Origin of the sequence: Herbiconiux gentiana, from assembly GCF_024978135.1 — a bacterium.
Taxonomy (GTDB): domain Bacteria; phylum Actinomycetota; class Actinomycetes; order Actinomycetales; family Microbacteriaceae; genus Herbiconiux; species Herbiconiux gentiana.
This window is the reverse complement of the sequence record NZ_JANTEZ010000002.1, coordinates 479,522-494,236: the sequence shown is the minus strand read 5'-3', so window position 1 is coordinate 494,236 and position 14,715 is coordinate 479,522. Positions and strand designations below refer to the sequence as shown.

Sequence of the window (14,715 nt, the reverse complement as noted above, 5' to 3'; positions counted from 1 at the left end):
GGTGAGGGCGCCGGTGAACGGCGCGGGAACGCCGGGTTCACGCTAGCGGAATCGCGACGCCCTCCCAGCCGCCGCGGCCTAGGATCAAGGGTGGTCCACCGCCGTGTCACGCGGATCCTGCCCGGGCCGCCCGACCGAGGGAGGCCCCCATGGGAATCCAGACTTCACTGGACGCCGTGCGCGACGCCGAGCGCATCGTCGACGCCCTGCGACTGGCCGACGACCTCGCCTTCGAGGCGAACCGCGACCCCGGGGTGCGCACCATCCGCATCCTCTCGGCGGCCCTGCGCGACGACGACCAGCTCGTCGCCATCGCCGCCACCCACGCCCTGGCGCAGGTCTTCGACGAGCAGGCCGACCGGGCCCTGTCGCAGCTGCTCTCGAGCGACCGCCCGTTCCTCCGCGAGCACGCCGCGTGGGCGATCGGCTCGCGCATCCCCCGGCTCGACGCCATCGGCCGACTGATCGCCATGGTCGTCGAGGGCGGCTTCGGGGGGATGCTCGCCCAGCGCACCCTCGAGCAGTGGGCGTTCCCCACGCCCGAGCACATCGCGATCGGTCTCGAGGGCGCCCTGCTCGGCGTGCGGGGGGTCGAGGAGCGGTACCGCCTCGTCGAGACCCTCGGGCTCGTGCGCGGACGCATCGCCACCCAGCCCCTCCTCGCCATCGCGGCCGACGAGAGCGAGGACGAGCAGGTGCGCGTCGCCGCCGTGTCCGCGCTCGGGCAGCGGCGCGACGAGGCCGCGACGGCCGAGATCCGCACCTTCCTCGACGGCCTGACCGCGGGCGGCGGCTACCTCGCCGACGTGGCCCGGCTCGCCCTCGTCGACCTCGCGGGCGGCACCGCGGTGCGTGAGGAGCCGCACGACGACCTCACGGTCGCTCAGCTCTTCCTGCACGCCGACATCGACGCCGACCTGAGCCACGCCGGCTCGGGCGACAACGGCGGCATCGCGACGCTGCTGGTGCGCCTCGGCGACGCCCTCGTCGATCCGGCCTCGCCGGCCCGCGTGCAGCGGGTCATCACGATGTCGCGCGGCTCGGTGCAGGGGGCGGTCGAGAGCGTGGAGTCCATCCGCGCGACCACCGCGGGGCACGTCTACGGGCGCATCCCGCTGCTCAGCGCGCCGGTGAACAGCGCCTCGGCGTGGCCGCTGCGGGTGGCGGCCCGGCGGGGCATCCGTCGCATGCTGCGCGCCGCCGGCGGGGTCGACCTGCTGCACCTGCGCATGGCCGACGTCGGGTCGCTGGCCGCCGCCGACGTGGCGCGCGAGCTCGACGTGCCGGTGGTGTTCACCGTCGCGCCCGACCCGCACGCGGTCATCCGCTCGATGGATCTCGCGGGGCAGCTGACGCGCGCCAACTTCGGCGAGGTCGACGAGAACGAGCACTTCTGGTTCCGCACCCGCCTGGTGCAGCGGCTCGCGTCGAACGCCGCGCACAGCGTGCTCTTCCCGCGCCCGCAGCTCGAGAAGGACATGCGCGAGCTCGTCGGCATCGACGTCACCTCCCACCCCGAGCGCCACACGGTGGTGCCCGAGGGCATCGACCTCGGTGTGGTCGACCGCGGTGTCGCCGAGGCCGCCGCGCTCGCGTCGGGTCTGCCGGCCTCTCCCGCGCTGGCCGAGCTCGGGGCGCTGCTCGAGGGGCTTCCGGATGCGCGGCGGGGCCTGCCCCTGCTGGTGAGCGTGGGGCGGTTCCACCGGGTCAAGGGCATGGCCTCGATCGTCGAGGCGTGGGCCACCGGCCCCCTCCGCGACCAGGCGAACCTGCTGCTGATCGGCGGCGACCTCGAGCACCCCTCCGTCGACGAGCAGGAGCAGCTCGCCCTGATGGACGAGCTGGTGCCGACCGCGCTGCGGCTCGAACGGGGGCTGCTGCTTCCCGGTCACCGGCCGAACGACACGGTCGCCCGTTGGGTCGCCGCCGCCCGCTTCGGCGTTCCGGGGCTCGCCGCCCCGCGCGGGGTCTACGTCTGCGGCAGCGTGAAGGAGGAGTTCGGCATCGCGCTGCTGGAGGCGATGGCCTCGGGGCTGCTCGTCGTGGCGCCCGACGGCGGTGGCCCGGCGACCTACGTGGATCGCGGTGTCACGGGCATCCTGACCCAGACCTGGAACGTCTCGTCGCTGGCCCTCGCGATGTGGGACGCGTTCGCGCTCGCCCAGTCGGGCACGAACCCCGGGCAGGCCGAGGCCTCGCGGGCGACGGTCGAGCGGAGCTTCACGGTCGAGGCGATGGCCGACTCGCTGGTCGGGGTCTACGACGGCGTGCACACCGAATACTCCGCGGCGGGCGTCGCATGACCCTGCTGATCATCAGCCCCGACTACGCCTCGCACCTGCTGCCGCTCGCCACCCTCGGCACCGCGTGGCAGGAGGTCGGGGAGCGGGTGGTCGTCGCGACCGGGCCAGCGACCGACTCGATCGTGCGCTCCTTCGGCTTCGAGCGCGTCGAGCTGCAGCTCGGCAAGGGCTCGAACCCCGGCGTGATCCGGGCCGAGGAGCAGCCGAAGGGGGAGGACGACGCGCTGCGCGGCTTCTTCGAGGCGACCCGCCGCGGGATGGTGGCGGCGCTGTCGTTCCAGGCGTCGGCGCGGCTGTCCGACCTGATGTGGGAGCCGGTGCGCACCGCGCGGCAGGTGCAGGAGGTCGTCGCGGCCGTGGCGCCCGACCGCATCCTGGTCGACCACCTCGCGTTCAGCGCCCGGCTGGCGCTGGTGGCCGCGGGGATCCCGCACGTGGACGTGGTGCTCGGGCATCCGTCGGCCCTGCCGGTGCCCGGGTCGGGCGAGGTCTACGGGTACCCGCCGGCGTGGCCCGCGGTGTTCTCGTCGTCGCTCGACGACGCCGAGCTGGCGGGGCTGCGGGCGCTCTGCGAGCGGGTCGACGCGAACTTCACGGCCGAGTGGAACGCCGCGCTGCTCGCTCTGGAGCCGTCGGCGACCTCGGCGTCGAGCGCCTTCGAGGAGCACGGCGACACCCTGCTGTTCAACTATCCGGTCGAGTTGGCGGATGCCGGCCGGCGCGCGGTCTACCCGGCGTCGTCGTTCATCGGTTCGGCGGTGCGCTCGGAGGACGCGACCGAGGTCGCCGCGGTGTCGGAGTGGATCGCTTCGTCGTCCGAGCCCGTGGTGTACGTGAGCTTCGGGAGCTTCCTCTCGGTGCGCGACGACGTGCTGGCGCGGGTGGTGGAGGCGCTGAAGGCGCTGTCGGCCGATTCTCCGCTGCGCGTGGCGCTCGCCGTCGGCTCGGCCGACCGGTCGGTGCTCGGGGAGCTGCCGTCGTCGTGGCTGGTGCGGGAGTTCCTGCCGCAGGTCGCGCTGCTCGGCGCGGCGGCGGTCGCCGTCACGCACGGCGGGAACAACAGCGTCACCGAGGCGATGACCGCGGGGGTGCCGCTGCTTGTGATGCCGTTCTCGACCGACCAGTTCGCGGGGGCCGCCGCCCTCGTCGACGCGGGGTTCGCGCAGGCGCTCGACCCGAACGCGGCGACGCCGTCCGCGATCGCGGCGGCGCTCGCCGCGCTGCTGCCGCTCGCCCCCGAGCCGGCCGCGCGCCTGGCCGCGCTGTCGGCGTCGCTGCGCGCGACGCCGGGCCCGGCGCGGGCCCTTGCGGCCGCCTCCGTCGCCCCGCCCCTCGCGCTGTAGCCGCCCGACGCGTGCCCGCGCCGCACCGTGTTGCCTCGGCCTCGCGCGCGCGCCGCGCCGCGCCGCGCCGCGCCGGCTCAGCCTGACGCGTGCGCCCTGCCGCCTCAGCCGGCGCGGCGGCGGCGGGCGCGCAGGGCCACCACGAGTCCGCCGAGCAGCACCAGCACCGCCGCGGCGAACCAGCCGCCCGTGGCGTCGGATGCACCGGTGGCCGCGAGCGAGCCAGAGCCGCTGCCCGCGGTGTCGGAGGTCGCCGGGTCGCCCGCGCCCGGTGCCGCGCCAGCCCCCGGGGGTGTCGTCGACCCGTCGCCCGGTGTCCCGGGCGAAGGAGCGGACGGAGCGGGCGTGGGCGTCGGAGTGGGTGTCGGCGTCGGCGTCGGCGCGAGCACGTACGAGTCGCCCTCGCGGGTGACCGTGACGGCGGCTGTCGAGACGGTCGAGGTCGTCGCCAGGTCGGCGTAGCGCGCGCCGAAGCTGCAGTGCAGAGTGAACGACGCGGGCCGTCCGGCCGCATCGTCCGTCCACCACGACGCCTTCTTCACGAAGTCCACCAGTGAGAGCTCGGCGTCCTTCGCCGTGGTCGTCGTGGCCTTCGCGCCGTCGGGACGCGTGCCTGACCAGGTCACGTCGCTCGTGGAGACGGTGACCCCTGCCTCGGTCGCGTTCGCCCGCCACGCGGGCGTCGGGCAAACGACGGTGCCTCCCGAGGAGCCGGCGCGGATGACCGGCTCGTCGGCCGGCAGCGGCCCCGGCAGGTCGGGGTTCGGGATGTTCTGCTTCAGCCAGGCCGCGAGCGACGCTCCGCAGCGGGTGTCGGCCCCCCAGTTCGTCTTCACGCAGTCGGTCGGCTTCGCGGTGACCGGCCAGAGGGTCTGCGGGTCGGAGCGCCCGATGAAGGCTCCCCCGTCATTCTGCTCGAACAGCGCGAGCCACGTCGGCACGGCGGTCACGCCGACGTCGAACTGCCATTCGCAGCCCTGGAAGTGGTCGTCCCGGATCACGTACTCCTCGCAGTGCACCGGGTTCCGGGCCTGGCCCTCGAAGCGATCGACGGAACTCCAACCGGGGGTCACCGAGAACTTCTTGTCCCGCCCCGACCAGTCGGATGTCTGCTGCGCGACGAACCACGACGCGATCGTCTCGCTCCCGCACAGCAGGCCGTCGACCGGTGCCACCATGCACTTGACGGTGAGGCCGTTCTCCACGACCCAGCTCGGGTTGCTCCGCTGTTCGAGCATGGTCGTCGGAGGGAATGCGAGGTTCTTGGTGACGCCGAAGGTCTTGCCCCGGTACTGCGAGTAGAACTGCCAGGCGGGCATGTCCCGGGTGGCCGTCTCGTTCGGGATCCAGACCATCTTCACGCCGGTCGTGTCGAAGCTCCGCGGGTCGGTTCCGGGAGCGGGATCCGGCAGTCGGTTCTCACCCATCAGGTTCAGCAGGTCGTACGGCCGGTACGGCTGCACCCGAGCGAGGTCGTAGGGCAGGTAGCCGTGCTCGGCGAGCTGCCGCGGGATGCGCAGGGACGCCGCGATCGCCGTGTGCGAGGTGGTGTAGCCCGAGAGGAGGGTGTTCCACTGCGTCGAGTTCGCCGGCTTGAAGCCCGGGACACCCGAGTAGGTGACCGCCGCGGGGGAGTCGGTCCAGGTGCCGCTCGTCGCCCAGGACTCGGGGAAGCCGCTGGGCTTCCGGGCCCACACGGGGAATCCATCGTGACACCGGCGTTCGTGACGCCGGTGATATCGGTGCCCAGGCTCATCACCACGTCATCGTTCGAGATCGGCAGGCCGACCTCGGTCCACTCGGCGACGATGCCGGCGTAGAAGGTGAGCGCGCTTTCGCACACCGTGGCCGCCTGTCCGTCGGGAGCGCTCTGGGCCGCCAGGGCGCAGACCGAGCCGGCGGCGTCGGCCGGCACCGACCCGTGGTCCTTCGTCGTGTAGAGCTTCGATGCCTGCATCAGCGACGCCTGCTGCAGCAGGTACATGCCCTGGGCCTGCACGGTCTGCCAGTAGGTCACGATGTCCTGCACCGGCGCGTAGTACTGGCGGTCGTCGAGCCACACCCCCACGTCGTTCTGGCCCGCTGACTGCCGGGCGGCGGCCCCGGCGGCGTTCAGCTTCCAGTCGGTGAGGTGGGCGCGCCCACAGGTCTGGATGACGCCGGGGGTGCTGCCGTGGGTGACCATGTACTGATGGGCCTCCCGGATGTCGTGGGCCATCGGGCTCGTCTCGACGTTGACGACGTCCCGCTTCGGGTTCGTGCCGAGGGTCACGTCGACGAAGTCGTCCATGTACCCCTGCAACCGGGTCGTGTTCGTGAGCCGGTTGTCCTGAACGCGCTGCAGCTTTTCGATCACCTGCGTGTACATGGCCTGCGAGGTCTCGACCGAGGTGATGAAGTGGGGCAGGTCGCTCGACTGGGTGACGCACTGGCCGAGCACGACCGTGTCCTCGAGCTCGAGCACGTTCTGCTTGACGTCGGCGAGTTGCACCTGCAGCTGATCGAGCTTGCGCTCGATGTCGTCGAGCTGCTGCAGACGGTCGAGCACGTCCTGGATGCCGGGACCGGTGTCGCCGCCGAAGATGGTGGAGATCGTCGGTCCGAGGATGTCGAGGAAGAGTGACGCCCCGGTGAACTCGCGGCCGAGCAGCTTGCCCACGTTGCCGAGCGCCGAGTTCATCCCGCTGATCCAGGTCGTCGCCGTTCCGGCACTCGACCACGACGCCGCCTGGGCCGGCCGGGGCTGCTCGACGACGACGGCGCCGCCCGCGATGACCGCGGTGACGGCGACGGCGGTCGTGCGCAGGCGGATCGTTCGACGGTGCCTCCCCATGGTGCCTGGCTGTCCGCTCCCCGCACAGTCCCCCTATCGGGTGCACTCCGGCGTACGGTGAGCCGCATGAGCCCGACCAGCAGCGACGACGCCCGCGACCAGTACAGCTTCGACAACCCCGTCACGCGCTACGGGCGGGTGGAGCCGCCGGTGCAGCACCAGCCCGAGCCCGGCGTGCAGGGGCCGATGCGGCCGGTGCCCGACCTCGGTGAGCACAGCTACCGCGGGCTCGGCCGGCTCGTGGGGCGCAAGGCGCTGATCACGGGCGGCGACTCGGGCATCGGCGGCGCCGTGGCTATCGCGTTCGCGCGCGAGGGCGCCGACGTCGCCATCTCCTACCTCCCCGACGAAGAGGCGGATGCCCGCCACGTGCTCGATCTCATCGAGGCCGCCGGGCGCCGCGGTGTCGGCCTGCCGGGCGACATCACCGACGCCGCCCACTGCCGGCAGCTCGTCGCCGACGCCGTGGAGCAGCTCGGCGGCCTCGACATCCTGGTCAACAACGCGGGCAAGCAGATCGCGGTCGACCGCCTCGAGGATCTCTCCGACGAGCAGTTCGAGCAGACCTTCCGCACCAACGTGTTCGCCAACTTCTGGATCACCAAGGCGGCCCTGCCGCACCTGCCGGCCGGGGCATCCGTCATCAACACGGCCTCGCTCGAGGCCTACCAGCCCTCGCCCGAGCGCATCGACTACGCGGCCACGAAGGCGGCGATCAACAACCTCTCGAAGGGGCTGGCGCAGCAGTTGGCGCCGCGTGGCATCCGCGTGAACGTCGTCGCGCCGGGGCCGACCTGGACGGCGCTGCAGGTGTCGGGCGGGGTGAGCGACGAGCAGATGGCGGCCTTCGACGACGAGAGCACCTACCAGCGCGCCGGTCAGCCGGCCGAGCTCGCGCCCGCCTACGTGTTCCTCGCCTCGGCCGAGTCGAGCTACGTCTCGGGCGAGACGCTCAACGTGAACGGGGCGATGCCGACGCCGTAGACGCACGCGCAGCGGCCGGGTCAGCGCGGCAGCGGCCCCGGCGGGGCCGTGGACGCCGCCAGCTCGGCCGGCGTGAGCGCGTCGAGCGAGCGGCCGCGGGTCTCGGGCCCCAGTGCAGCGGCCACGAAGCCGATCGCGCAAGCCGCGATGACGAACAGCGCCACCAGCCACGACGCCCCGGAAGCCGCCGCCACGAGGGCGACCGCGATCAGCGGGGTCAGGCCACCCGACAGCGCGCCGGCGACCTCGCGGCTGAAGGCCAGCCCCGTGAAGCGGGCGCGGGCCGTGAAGAGCTCTGAGAAGTAGGCGCCCTGCGGCCCGAACATGGCACCGACACCCACGCCGAGGCTCACCACGACGGCGATCGTGATGCCGAGCGGTGAGCGGGTGCCGTCGATGATCGCGAAGTACGGGAACACGAACAGCGCCGAGAAGGCGATGCCGAACAGCACCACGGGCTTCCGCCCGACCCGGTCGGAGAGCGCTCCGAACAGCGGCAGGGTGATCATCGTCGCGAAGGTGGCCGCGGTCACGGCGATCGGGCCGACCGAGTTCGCCAGCTTCAGGGTGCCCACGAGGTAGGCCGTGAGGAAGGTGAGGTTCACGTAGGCGAGCACGTTCTGCGGGGTCTGCGCCCCGATCAGCACGAGCGCCGCCTTCTTCTTGAAGCGGAAGACCGAGCGGATCGGGGCCGCCTCGACCGCGGGCTGGGCGGCCGCGCGCGCCTGGGCTTCGAGGAACGCCGGGCTCTCGGCGAGCCGCAGCCGGATGAACAGCGCCACCGCGATGACGACCACGCTCGCCGCGAACGGGACGCGCCAGCCCCACGCCAGGAAGTCCTCCTCGGGCAGCTGGGTCACCAGCGCGAACGCCCCCGAGGCGAGCAGCAGCCCGAGGTACACGCCGACCGCCGGCCACGCCCCCTGCAGCCCGCGCGAGCGGGCCGGGGCGCTCTCGACCGAGAGGATCGCGGCGCCGCCGAACTCGGCGCCCGCCCCGATGCCCTGGATCGCCCGCAGCACCACCAGGATGACCGGCGCCCACAGGCCCACCTGCTCGTACGTCGGCACGAAGGCCATCGCGACCGTCGAGACGCCCATCACGAGCAGCGTGATGACGAGCACGTTCCTGCGCCCCACCGTGTCGCCCAGCCGGCCGAAGATCAGTCCGCCGAGCGGCCGGATGAAGTAGCCCACTGCGAGCGTCGCGAAGGCCGCGAGCGTCGCCACGGTCGGGTCGGCGTCGGTGAAGATGATGCGGTTGAACACCAGCGCGGCGGCCGTGCCGTAGAGGTAGAAGTCGTACCATTCCAGCGCCGACCCCACGAGCGCGGCGGCGGCCACGCGCCGGTTCACACCCCCGGTCGATCCCTCAGCCCGCGACATCGATGCCCTCCTCCGTTCCGACGGCACCGGCCTCGGCGTGCGAGCCGGCGTGCGAGTGGATGAGCCGGATGATCTCCTGGCTCATGCTGTCGTACTCGTGGCTGTTCGTGCGCTCACCGGCGATGGCGAAGCGGTCCATCACGGCGATCCGGTCGGCCAGGGTGATCATCTCGGCCAGGTCGCTCGAGATCAGCAGGATGGCCATGCCCTCGTCGGCGAGCCGCCAGATCAGCTCGTAGAACGACCGCTTCGTGCGCAGGTCGATGCCGATCGTGGGCTCGTCGATGATCAGGATGCGCGGCGAGGCCGCCAGCCACTTCGCCAGCGACACCTTCTGCTGGTTGCCGCCCGAGAGCCGCCCGGCCAGCTGGTTCTGCGACGAGATGCGGATGTCGAGCTCGTCGACGAACCGCGCCACCAGCTCGCGCTCGCGCCTGGCGCTGATCAGCCCCGGCCCGCGCTGCAGCTCGGGCCACACCGTCACGGCGACGTTCCGAGTGATGCTCTGCTCGAGGAAGACCCCCTCCTCCTTGCGGTTCTCGGTCACGTAGCCGATGCCGTGGCGGTGCAGCGCCTGACGAACCGAGCGGATGCGCGTCGGCACCCCCTCGACCCGGAGCTCTCCCGCGGTGATCCGCTCGAGGCCGACGATCGCGCGGGCCAGCTCGGTGCGGCCGGCGCCCACGAGCCCGTACAGCCCGACGATCTCGCCGGGACGCACGCTGAGCGACACCCCGTGGTGCCCGGCGGTCGTCGTGACCGCCGTCAGCTCCAGCGCGGGAGCCGAGCTCCGCGGCGCCGGGCGGTCGGGCACCGTGAGCGAACCGAGCGCACGCCCCACCATCGTGTCGACGATCTCATCGTGCGAGTGCGCCGACAGCGGCTGCGACTCCAGTACCGAGCGGCCGTCGCGCAGCACCGTCACGGTGTCGCAGTGCGCGTAGACCTCCTCGAGCTTGTGACTGACGAACAGGATGCTCGCCCCCTCGTCGCGCAGCCGGTCGACCACCCGGAACAGCCGGTCGCTCTCGGCCGCGCTGATCGACGCGGTCGGCTCGTCGAGGAGCAGCACCCGGGTCTCGGTGAACAGGGCCCGGGCGATCTCGACGAGCTGCATCTGCGCCGACGACAGCTCGGCGATCGGGGTCGACGGATCGAGGTCGACCTCGAGCTGGGCGAGACAGGCGGCCGCCTCGTCTCGGGCGCGGGCCCAGTCGATGCGCCCGGCCCGCCGCGGCATGCGGCCGAGCACGATGTTCTCGGCCACCGTGAAGCCGCGGATCACGTTCCGCTCCTGGTGCACCACCCCGATGCCGGCGTCGCGGGCGGCGGCCGGATCGGTCAGCTGCACCTCGGCGGGCCGGCCGTCGGCGCCCGGCAGCAGGATGCATCCGCCGTCGGGGCGGTGCACCCCGGTGAGCGCCTTGATCAGCGTGGACTTGCCGGCGCCGTTCTCGCCGAGCAGGGCGTGCACCGATCCCGGGAGCATGGTCAGCGACACCGCGTCGAGTGCCTTCACCCCGGGGAAGGACTTCGAGATCGTGCGGGCCTCGAGGGCGGGGACGGTCATCGGGCGGCCTCCAGGGTGTCGACGGCGGGAGCATCCTGAGCCCGTGCGGCCCCGCGACGCCGCTCGGCGCGCACCTGCCGCACGCGGTCGAGCGCGACGGTGCCGAGCACCACGGCCCCGATCACGAAGTTCACCCAGGCGGGTGCGAGCTGGAACTCGGCCCGCGCCGTGTCGACGAGGCGCACGACGGTGGCGGCGAGCACGGTGCCGAGCACGGCGACGGTGCCGCCGGTGAGCGAGACGCCGCCGATGATCGGGGCGGCGAAGCTCGGCAGCAGCCAGTCGCCGCCGACGCTCTGGTTCACGCCCGGCAGCGCGGCGAGGCTCACGAGGGCGGCGACTCCGCAGAGCAGGCCCGAGGCGGTGTGGGCGAGCACGACGCTGCGGTCGTTGGAGATGCCGAGCAGCCGCGCCGCCTCGGGGTTGTCTCCGCTCGCGAGCAGGCGGCGGCCCGAGCGGGTGTACCGGGAGGCCAGGGCGACCACGACGGCCGCCGCGACGGCCGCGAGGAAGATCAGCGGAACGCCGAGCACGGTCGCCCGGCCGACGGCGGCGAGCGGCTGCCAGTTGTCGGCCGAAACGGTGCGCGTGCCGACGAGGGCGTACTGGGCGCCCAGCAGGATGGTCATCGTCGCCAGCGTCACGATGAAGCCGTTGATGCGGGTGAGCACCACGAGCCAGCCGTTGGCGAGCCCCGCGAGCGCCCCGACCGCGAGCGGCACCAGCGCGCCGATCAGCGGCGGCACGCCGAGGTCGGCCATCAGCACGGCCGCGAGGGCCGCCGCGACGCCGCCGATGGCGCCGACCGCCAGGTTCAGCTGGCCGACGGCGACCGTGATCATCTGCGCGAGGCCGATCAGGATGGGCACGGCCAGGAACTGGAAGAAGGTGCGGATGCCGACGGGGGAGAAGAGGTCGCCGCCCGAGGCGATGCCGAGCAGCACCGTGCCGGCCACGACGATGGCGATCAGGGTGATGCTCTGCGACCCGAGTCGTGCGCGGGTCATGCCGGCACCTCCTCGGCGTCGGGAGTGCGATCGGGCGTGCTCCCGGAGGGGCGGCCGGGGGCGCTCCCGGGGGCGCGTCCCCGCCGCAGCCGGATCTCCCGCACGCGGTCGGCCGAGAGGGCGACGAGCAGGATGACCCCGAGCAGCACGTTCAGCGTCTCGATGCCGACCCCGAACAATTCGAGCCCCTTGCGGATGACGAGCGTGAGCGTGATGCCGAGGAAGGTGCCGACTACCGAGACGTAGCCGCCCGCGAGCAGGGTGCCGCCGAGGATCGGCCCGACGAAGGACTGCAGCATGAACTCGTCGCCGATCGACGGCGTGAACGAGCCGATGCTGGTGGCCAGCAGGATGCCCGCCAGCGCCGCGAGCGTGCCCGAGAGCGTGTGCGCCATCACGATTCGCCGCGCGGTGGGGATGCCCGACAGCTCGGCCGCGGTGACGTTGCTGCCGGTCAGCAGCAGCTCCCGGCCCCAGCGGGTGCGCTGGTAGAGCAGCCCGACGAGCGCCATCACGACGAGCACCGGCACGACCATCAGCGGGATGGCGGCGGGGCCGCACCACCCCGCGAGGCACACCGAGGAGAAGGAGCTGCGGCCGAGCAGGTCGAAGCCCTCGGGCTTCACCACGAACGCGGAGCCCGTACTGAGCGCGGAGTAGACGGTGGGCACGAGACCGAGCAGCGCGAAGCTCATGGCGAGGGTGACGATGAAGGAGTTCACGCCGGTGCGGGCGATTATCCACCCCGTCAGGGCGCCGATCGCCGCCCCGGCCACCAGGCCCAGCAGCAGTCCGGCGGCGAGCGGGAGGGCGAACAGGTCGAACGAGATGCCGGAGGCCATCGCGCCGAACGCGGCCATCTGTCCGACGGCGATGTTCATGTGCCCGATCGAGAGCACCATCATCTGCGCGAGCCCGACGACGGTGAAGACGGTGATCGAGGTGATCAACGGCGCCAGCACGAACGCCCCGTTCAGGAACGAGGGTTTCACGGCGGTCAGCACGGCCACCAGCACGACGATGATGGCGATCAGCACGAAGCGCGGGGTCGCCAGCCAGCGCACCACGGCGGGGCGGTCGCTCACGCGACGGTCCGGTCGTCGATCGCGTCCGGGTTCCAGCGGATGCCGAGACCGGGCTGTTGCGGGGCGAGCGCCCGCCCGTCCACGATCTCGAGCTCCCCGTGGGTGATCGCGCGCAGCTGCGGGATGTGCTCGACATAGCGGCCGTTCGGCACCGCGCCGACCAGGCTCACGTGCAGCTCCATCAGGAAGTGCGGGCAGACCGCGACGTTGAACGCCTCGGCCAGGTGCGCGACCTTGAGCCAGGGCGTGATGCCGCCGATCCGGGCGACGTCGACCTGCACCACCCCGGCGGCCCCGCGCTCGAGGTACTCGCGGAACTGCGCGACCGAGTACATCGACTCGCCCACGGCGATCGGGATGCTCGTGGAGCGCGCGAGGCGCGCGTGCCCCGCGATGTCGTCGGCCGGCAGCGGCTCCTCGAGCCAGAACAGGTCGAGCGGCTCGAAGGCCCGCGCCCGGCGCACGGCCTCGGCCCCGGTCATCGACTGGTTCGCGTCGACCATCAGGTCCATCCGGTCGCCGATCGCCTCGCGCACGGCACGCAGCCGCTCGACGTCGTCGGCCACGTGGGGCATGCCCACCTTGATCTTCAGGCCCGCCCAGCCGGCCGCACGCGATCGGAGCGCCCCCTCGACGAGCTCGTCGGTGGACAGGTGCAGCCAGCCGCCCTCGGTGTCGTAGAGCGGCACGTCGCGGCGGAACCCGCCGGCGGCCTGCCAGAGCGGCTCGGCGGCCCGCAGCGCCTTCAGGTCCCACAGGGCGGTGTCGACCGCGGCGAGGGCGAGCGAGGTGATCGCCCCCGTCGTGGTCGCGCGTGTGGAAGCGAAGAGGCGGTGCCAGATCGCCTCGACGTTCGCCGCGTCCTGACCCGGCAGCAGCTCGAGCAGGTGGTCGCGCAGCATCGACAGCACCGCCCGCCCGCCGGTGCCGATCGTGTACGAGTACCCGGTGCCCGTCAGGCCGTCGTCGGTGTCGATCTCGACGAAGATCGTCTCCTGCTTGACGAAGCTCTGCACTGCGTCGGTGCGCACGGTCTCGACCTCGAGGTCGACGAGGCGGGCGCGGGCGGTGGTGATGGTCGGCATCGGTGCCTCCGGAACGGCGGCCGCCTGGGCGGCCGGATGGTGGGTGCGGCGGGTCAGGAGCAGACGAGGTGGTCGGCGTCGAAGTCCTTCATCAGCTGCTCGCTCGCGGCGGTGCGCTCGTCGTCGTAGGTGGCCACGTTCTCCTTCGTCACCACGAACGAGCCGGAGTCGATGATCGCGCCGGGGTCGGCCATCGTGCACTCCTTGCTGGCCAGCTTCGCCAGCGCGTAACTGCCCACGTAGGCCTGCCCGGTGGGGTTCTGCGCGATGGTGGCGTAGACCGAGCCGTCCTCGATCGCCGCGAGGATGGTCTCGTCGTCGTCGATCGCGACGAGGGAGATCGGCAGGCCCGATTCCTTCACCGCGGTGGCGGCGGCCACCGCGGGGTTGTACGCGGTCGACACGATGCCGGTGATCTCGCTGCCCTTCGAGGCGAGCAGGTCGGCCACGGCCTTCTGGGCGGTGGTGATGTCGGTGTCGATGTCGGTCACGTCGGGCAGCAGGGTGACCGCGCCGTTCGTCTCCTCGACCGCCTTCTTCACGCCCGCGATGCGGCGTTGGGTGTTCGAGTCGACGTTGACGCCCGTGAGGTGGGCGAGCACGCCCTTCCCGCCCATGGCCTGGATGGTGGCCTGGGCCGCCTTGTAGGCCGCCGCCTCGGTGTCGGTCGACAGACAGAAGTCGGCGTCGTTGACGTCTCCGGCCGGGCAGGAGCCGAGCGCGGCCGACGCGATGCCGTTCTGCTTGAGGTTCTGGAAGGTCGAGTTGATGTCGGTGGGCGAGACGCCGAACACGCCGAAGGCGTTGTAGCCGTTGGCGACGAGGGAGTTGATGACGTCGTTCTCCTTCGTCTGGTCCCAGCCGGCGGTCTCGTTGAAGGTCGCGTCGCCCAGCCCGAAGTCGGTCTTCGCCTGGTCGGCGGCGGCGATCCATGGCTGGAAGTACGGGTGCGGACCACCCGGCACCAGGGCGACCTTGACCGTGTCGAGGCCGGTGGCCTCGGCTCCTCCGCCGGAGGACGCCTGCGGGGTGCAGCCGGACAGCAGCAGCGCCGCGGCCGTGATCGCCGTGACGGCGAGGGGAAGTGTGGTGCGTCTCATCGTTGAGCCCTCCATCGGTA

The 14,715-nt window shown here is 72.4% G+C and carries 10 protein-coding genes; 3 read left to right on the top strand and 7 right to left on the bottom strand.

Annotated elements, in window-relative coordinates; all coding sequences use genetic code 11:
* Window positions 1–149 precede the first annotated feature (149 nt).
* Entirely contained in the window at window positions 150–2,303 is a 2,154-nt protein-coding gene (locus NVV95_RS06010; RefSeq protein ID WP_259485633.1) for a glycosyltransferase, read from the top strand.
* Window positions 2,300–3,646 (top strand): glycosyltransferase, encoded by a 1,347-nt coding sequence (locus NVV95_RS06005; protein ID WP_259485632.1) that lies wholly within the window; start codon window positions 2,300–2,302, stop codon window positions 3,644–3,646. Before NVV95_RS06010 ends, NVV95_RS06005 begins: the two co-directional genes overlap by 4 nt.
* 104 nt (window positions 3,647–3,750) lie before the next feature.
* Here NVV95_RS06005 and NVV95_RS06000 read toward each other — a convergent pair whose 3' ends face one another.
* Window positions 3,751–5,343: a hypothetical protein gene (locus NVV95_RS06000; protein ID WP_259485631.1), complete on the bottom strand. Its 1,593-nt coding sequence runs from the start codon at window positions 5,341–5,343 to the stop codon at window positions 3,751–3,753.
* 1,202 nt (window positions 5,344–6,545) lie between these two features.
* Between NVV95_RS06000 and NVV95_RS05995 the strand changes: the two genes are divergently transcribed.
* The gene (locus NVV95_RS05995) at window positions 6,546–7,463 is read left to right on the top strand and encodes an SDR family oxidoreductase (RefSeq protein WP_259485630.1); all 918 of its coding nucleotides are present in this window, start codon (window positions 6,546–6,548) and stop codon (window positions 7,461–7,463) included.
* Between the two features lie 20 nt (window positions 7,464–7,483).
* On the opposite strand, the gene NVV95_RS05990 is transcribed toward NVV95_RS05995, so the two are convergent.
* The 6 genes from NVV95_RS05990 to NVV95_RS05965 are packed head-to-tail and all read right to left on the bottom strand — an operon-like array spanning window position 7,484 to window position 14,695.
* Window positions 7,484–8,848 carry an MFS transporter gene (locus NVV95_RS05990; protein ID WP_259485629.1) on the bottom strand — a complete coding sequence of 455 codons (1,365 nt, stop codon included), beginning with the start codon at window positions 8,846–8,848 and terminating at the stop codon, window positions 7,484–7,486.
* Window positions 8,835–10,418 carry a sugar ABC transporter ATP-binding protein gene (locus tag NVV95_RS05985; RefSeq protein WP_259485628.1) on the bottom strand — a complete coding sequence of 528 codons (1,584 nt, stop codon included), beginning with the start codon at window positions 10,416–10,418 and terminating at the stop codon, window positions 8,835–8,837. Before NVV95_RS05985 ends, NVV95_RS05990 begins: the two co-directional genes overlap by 14 nt.
* Complete coding sequence (locus NVV95_RS05980) at window positions 10,415–11,425, bottom strand: ABC transporter permease (protein ID WP_259485627.1); 1,011 nt, start codon at window positions 11,423–11,425, stop codon at window positions 10,415–10,417. The genes NVV95_RS05985 and NVV95_RS05980 overlap by 4 nt, the downstream gene beginning before the upstream one ends.
* On the bottom strand, window positions 11,422–12,510 hold the full coding sequence (locus NVV95_RS05975) for an ABC transporter permease (RefSeq protein WP_259485626.1): 1,089 nt from the start codon (window positions 12,508–12,510) through the stop codon (window positions 11,422–11,424). The genes NVV95_RS05980 and NVV95_RS05975 overlap by 4 nt, the downstream gene beginning before the upstream one ends.
* Window positions 12,507–13,595 (bottom strand): mandelate racemase/muconate lactonizing enzyme family protein, encoded by a 1,089-nt coding sequence (locus tag NVV95_RS05970; protein ID WP_259485625.1) that lies wholly within the window; start codon window positions 13,593–13,595, stop codon window positions 12,507–12,509. Before NVV95_RS05970 ends, NVV95_RS05975 begins: the two co-directional genes overlap by 4 nt.
* Window positions 13,596–13,648: 53 nt before the next feature.
* Window positions 13,649–14,695: a sugar ABC transporter substrate-binding protein gene (locus NVV95_RS05965; RefSeq protein ID WP_259485624.1), complete on the bottom strand. Its 1,047-nt coding sequence runs from the start codon at window positions 14,693–14,695 to the stop codon at window positions 13,649–13,651.
* Between the last annotated feature and the right edge of the window lie 20 nt (window positions 14,696–14,715).

Coding starts and splice junctions, on each gene's coding strand:
- NVV95_RS06010 (WP_259485633.1), top strand. CDS start 150: ATGGGAATCCAGACTTCACTGGACGCCGTGCGCGACGCCGAGCGCATC.
- NVV95_RS06005 (WP_259485632.1), top strand. CDS start 2,300: ATGACCCTGCTGATCATCAGCCCCGACTACGCCTCGCACCTGCTGCCG.
- NVV95_RS05995 (WP_259485630.1), top strand. CDS start 6,546: ATGAGCCCGACCAGCAGCGACGACGCCCGCGACCAGTACAGCTTCGAC.
- NVV95_RS05990 (WP_259485629.1), bottom strand. CDS start 8,848: ATGTCGCGGGCTGAGGGATCGACCGGGGGTGTGAACCGGCGCGTGGCC.
- NVV95_RS05985 (WP_259485628.1), bottom strand. CDS start 10,418: ATGACCGTCCCCGCCCTCGAGGCCCGCACGATCTCGAAGTCCTTCCCC.
- NVV95_RS05980 (WP_259485627.1), bottom strand. CDS start 11,425: ATGACCCGCGCACGACTCGGGTCGCAGAGCATCACCCTGATCGCCATC.
- NVV95_RS05970 (WP_259485625.1), bottom strand. CDS start 13,595: ATGCCGACCATCACCACCGCCCGCGCCCGCCTCGTCGACCTCGAGGTC.
- NVV95_RS05965 (WP_259485624.1), bottom strand. CDS start 14,695: ATGAGACGCACCACACTTCCCCTCGCCGTCACGGCGATCACGGCCGCG.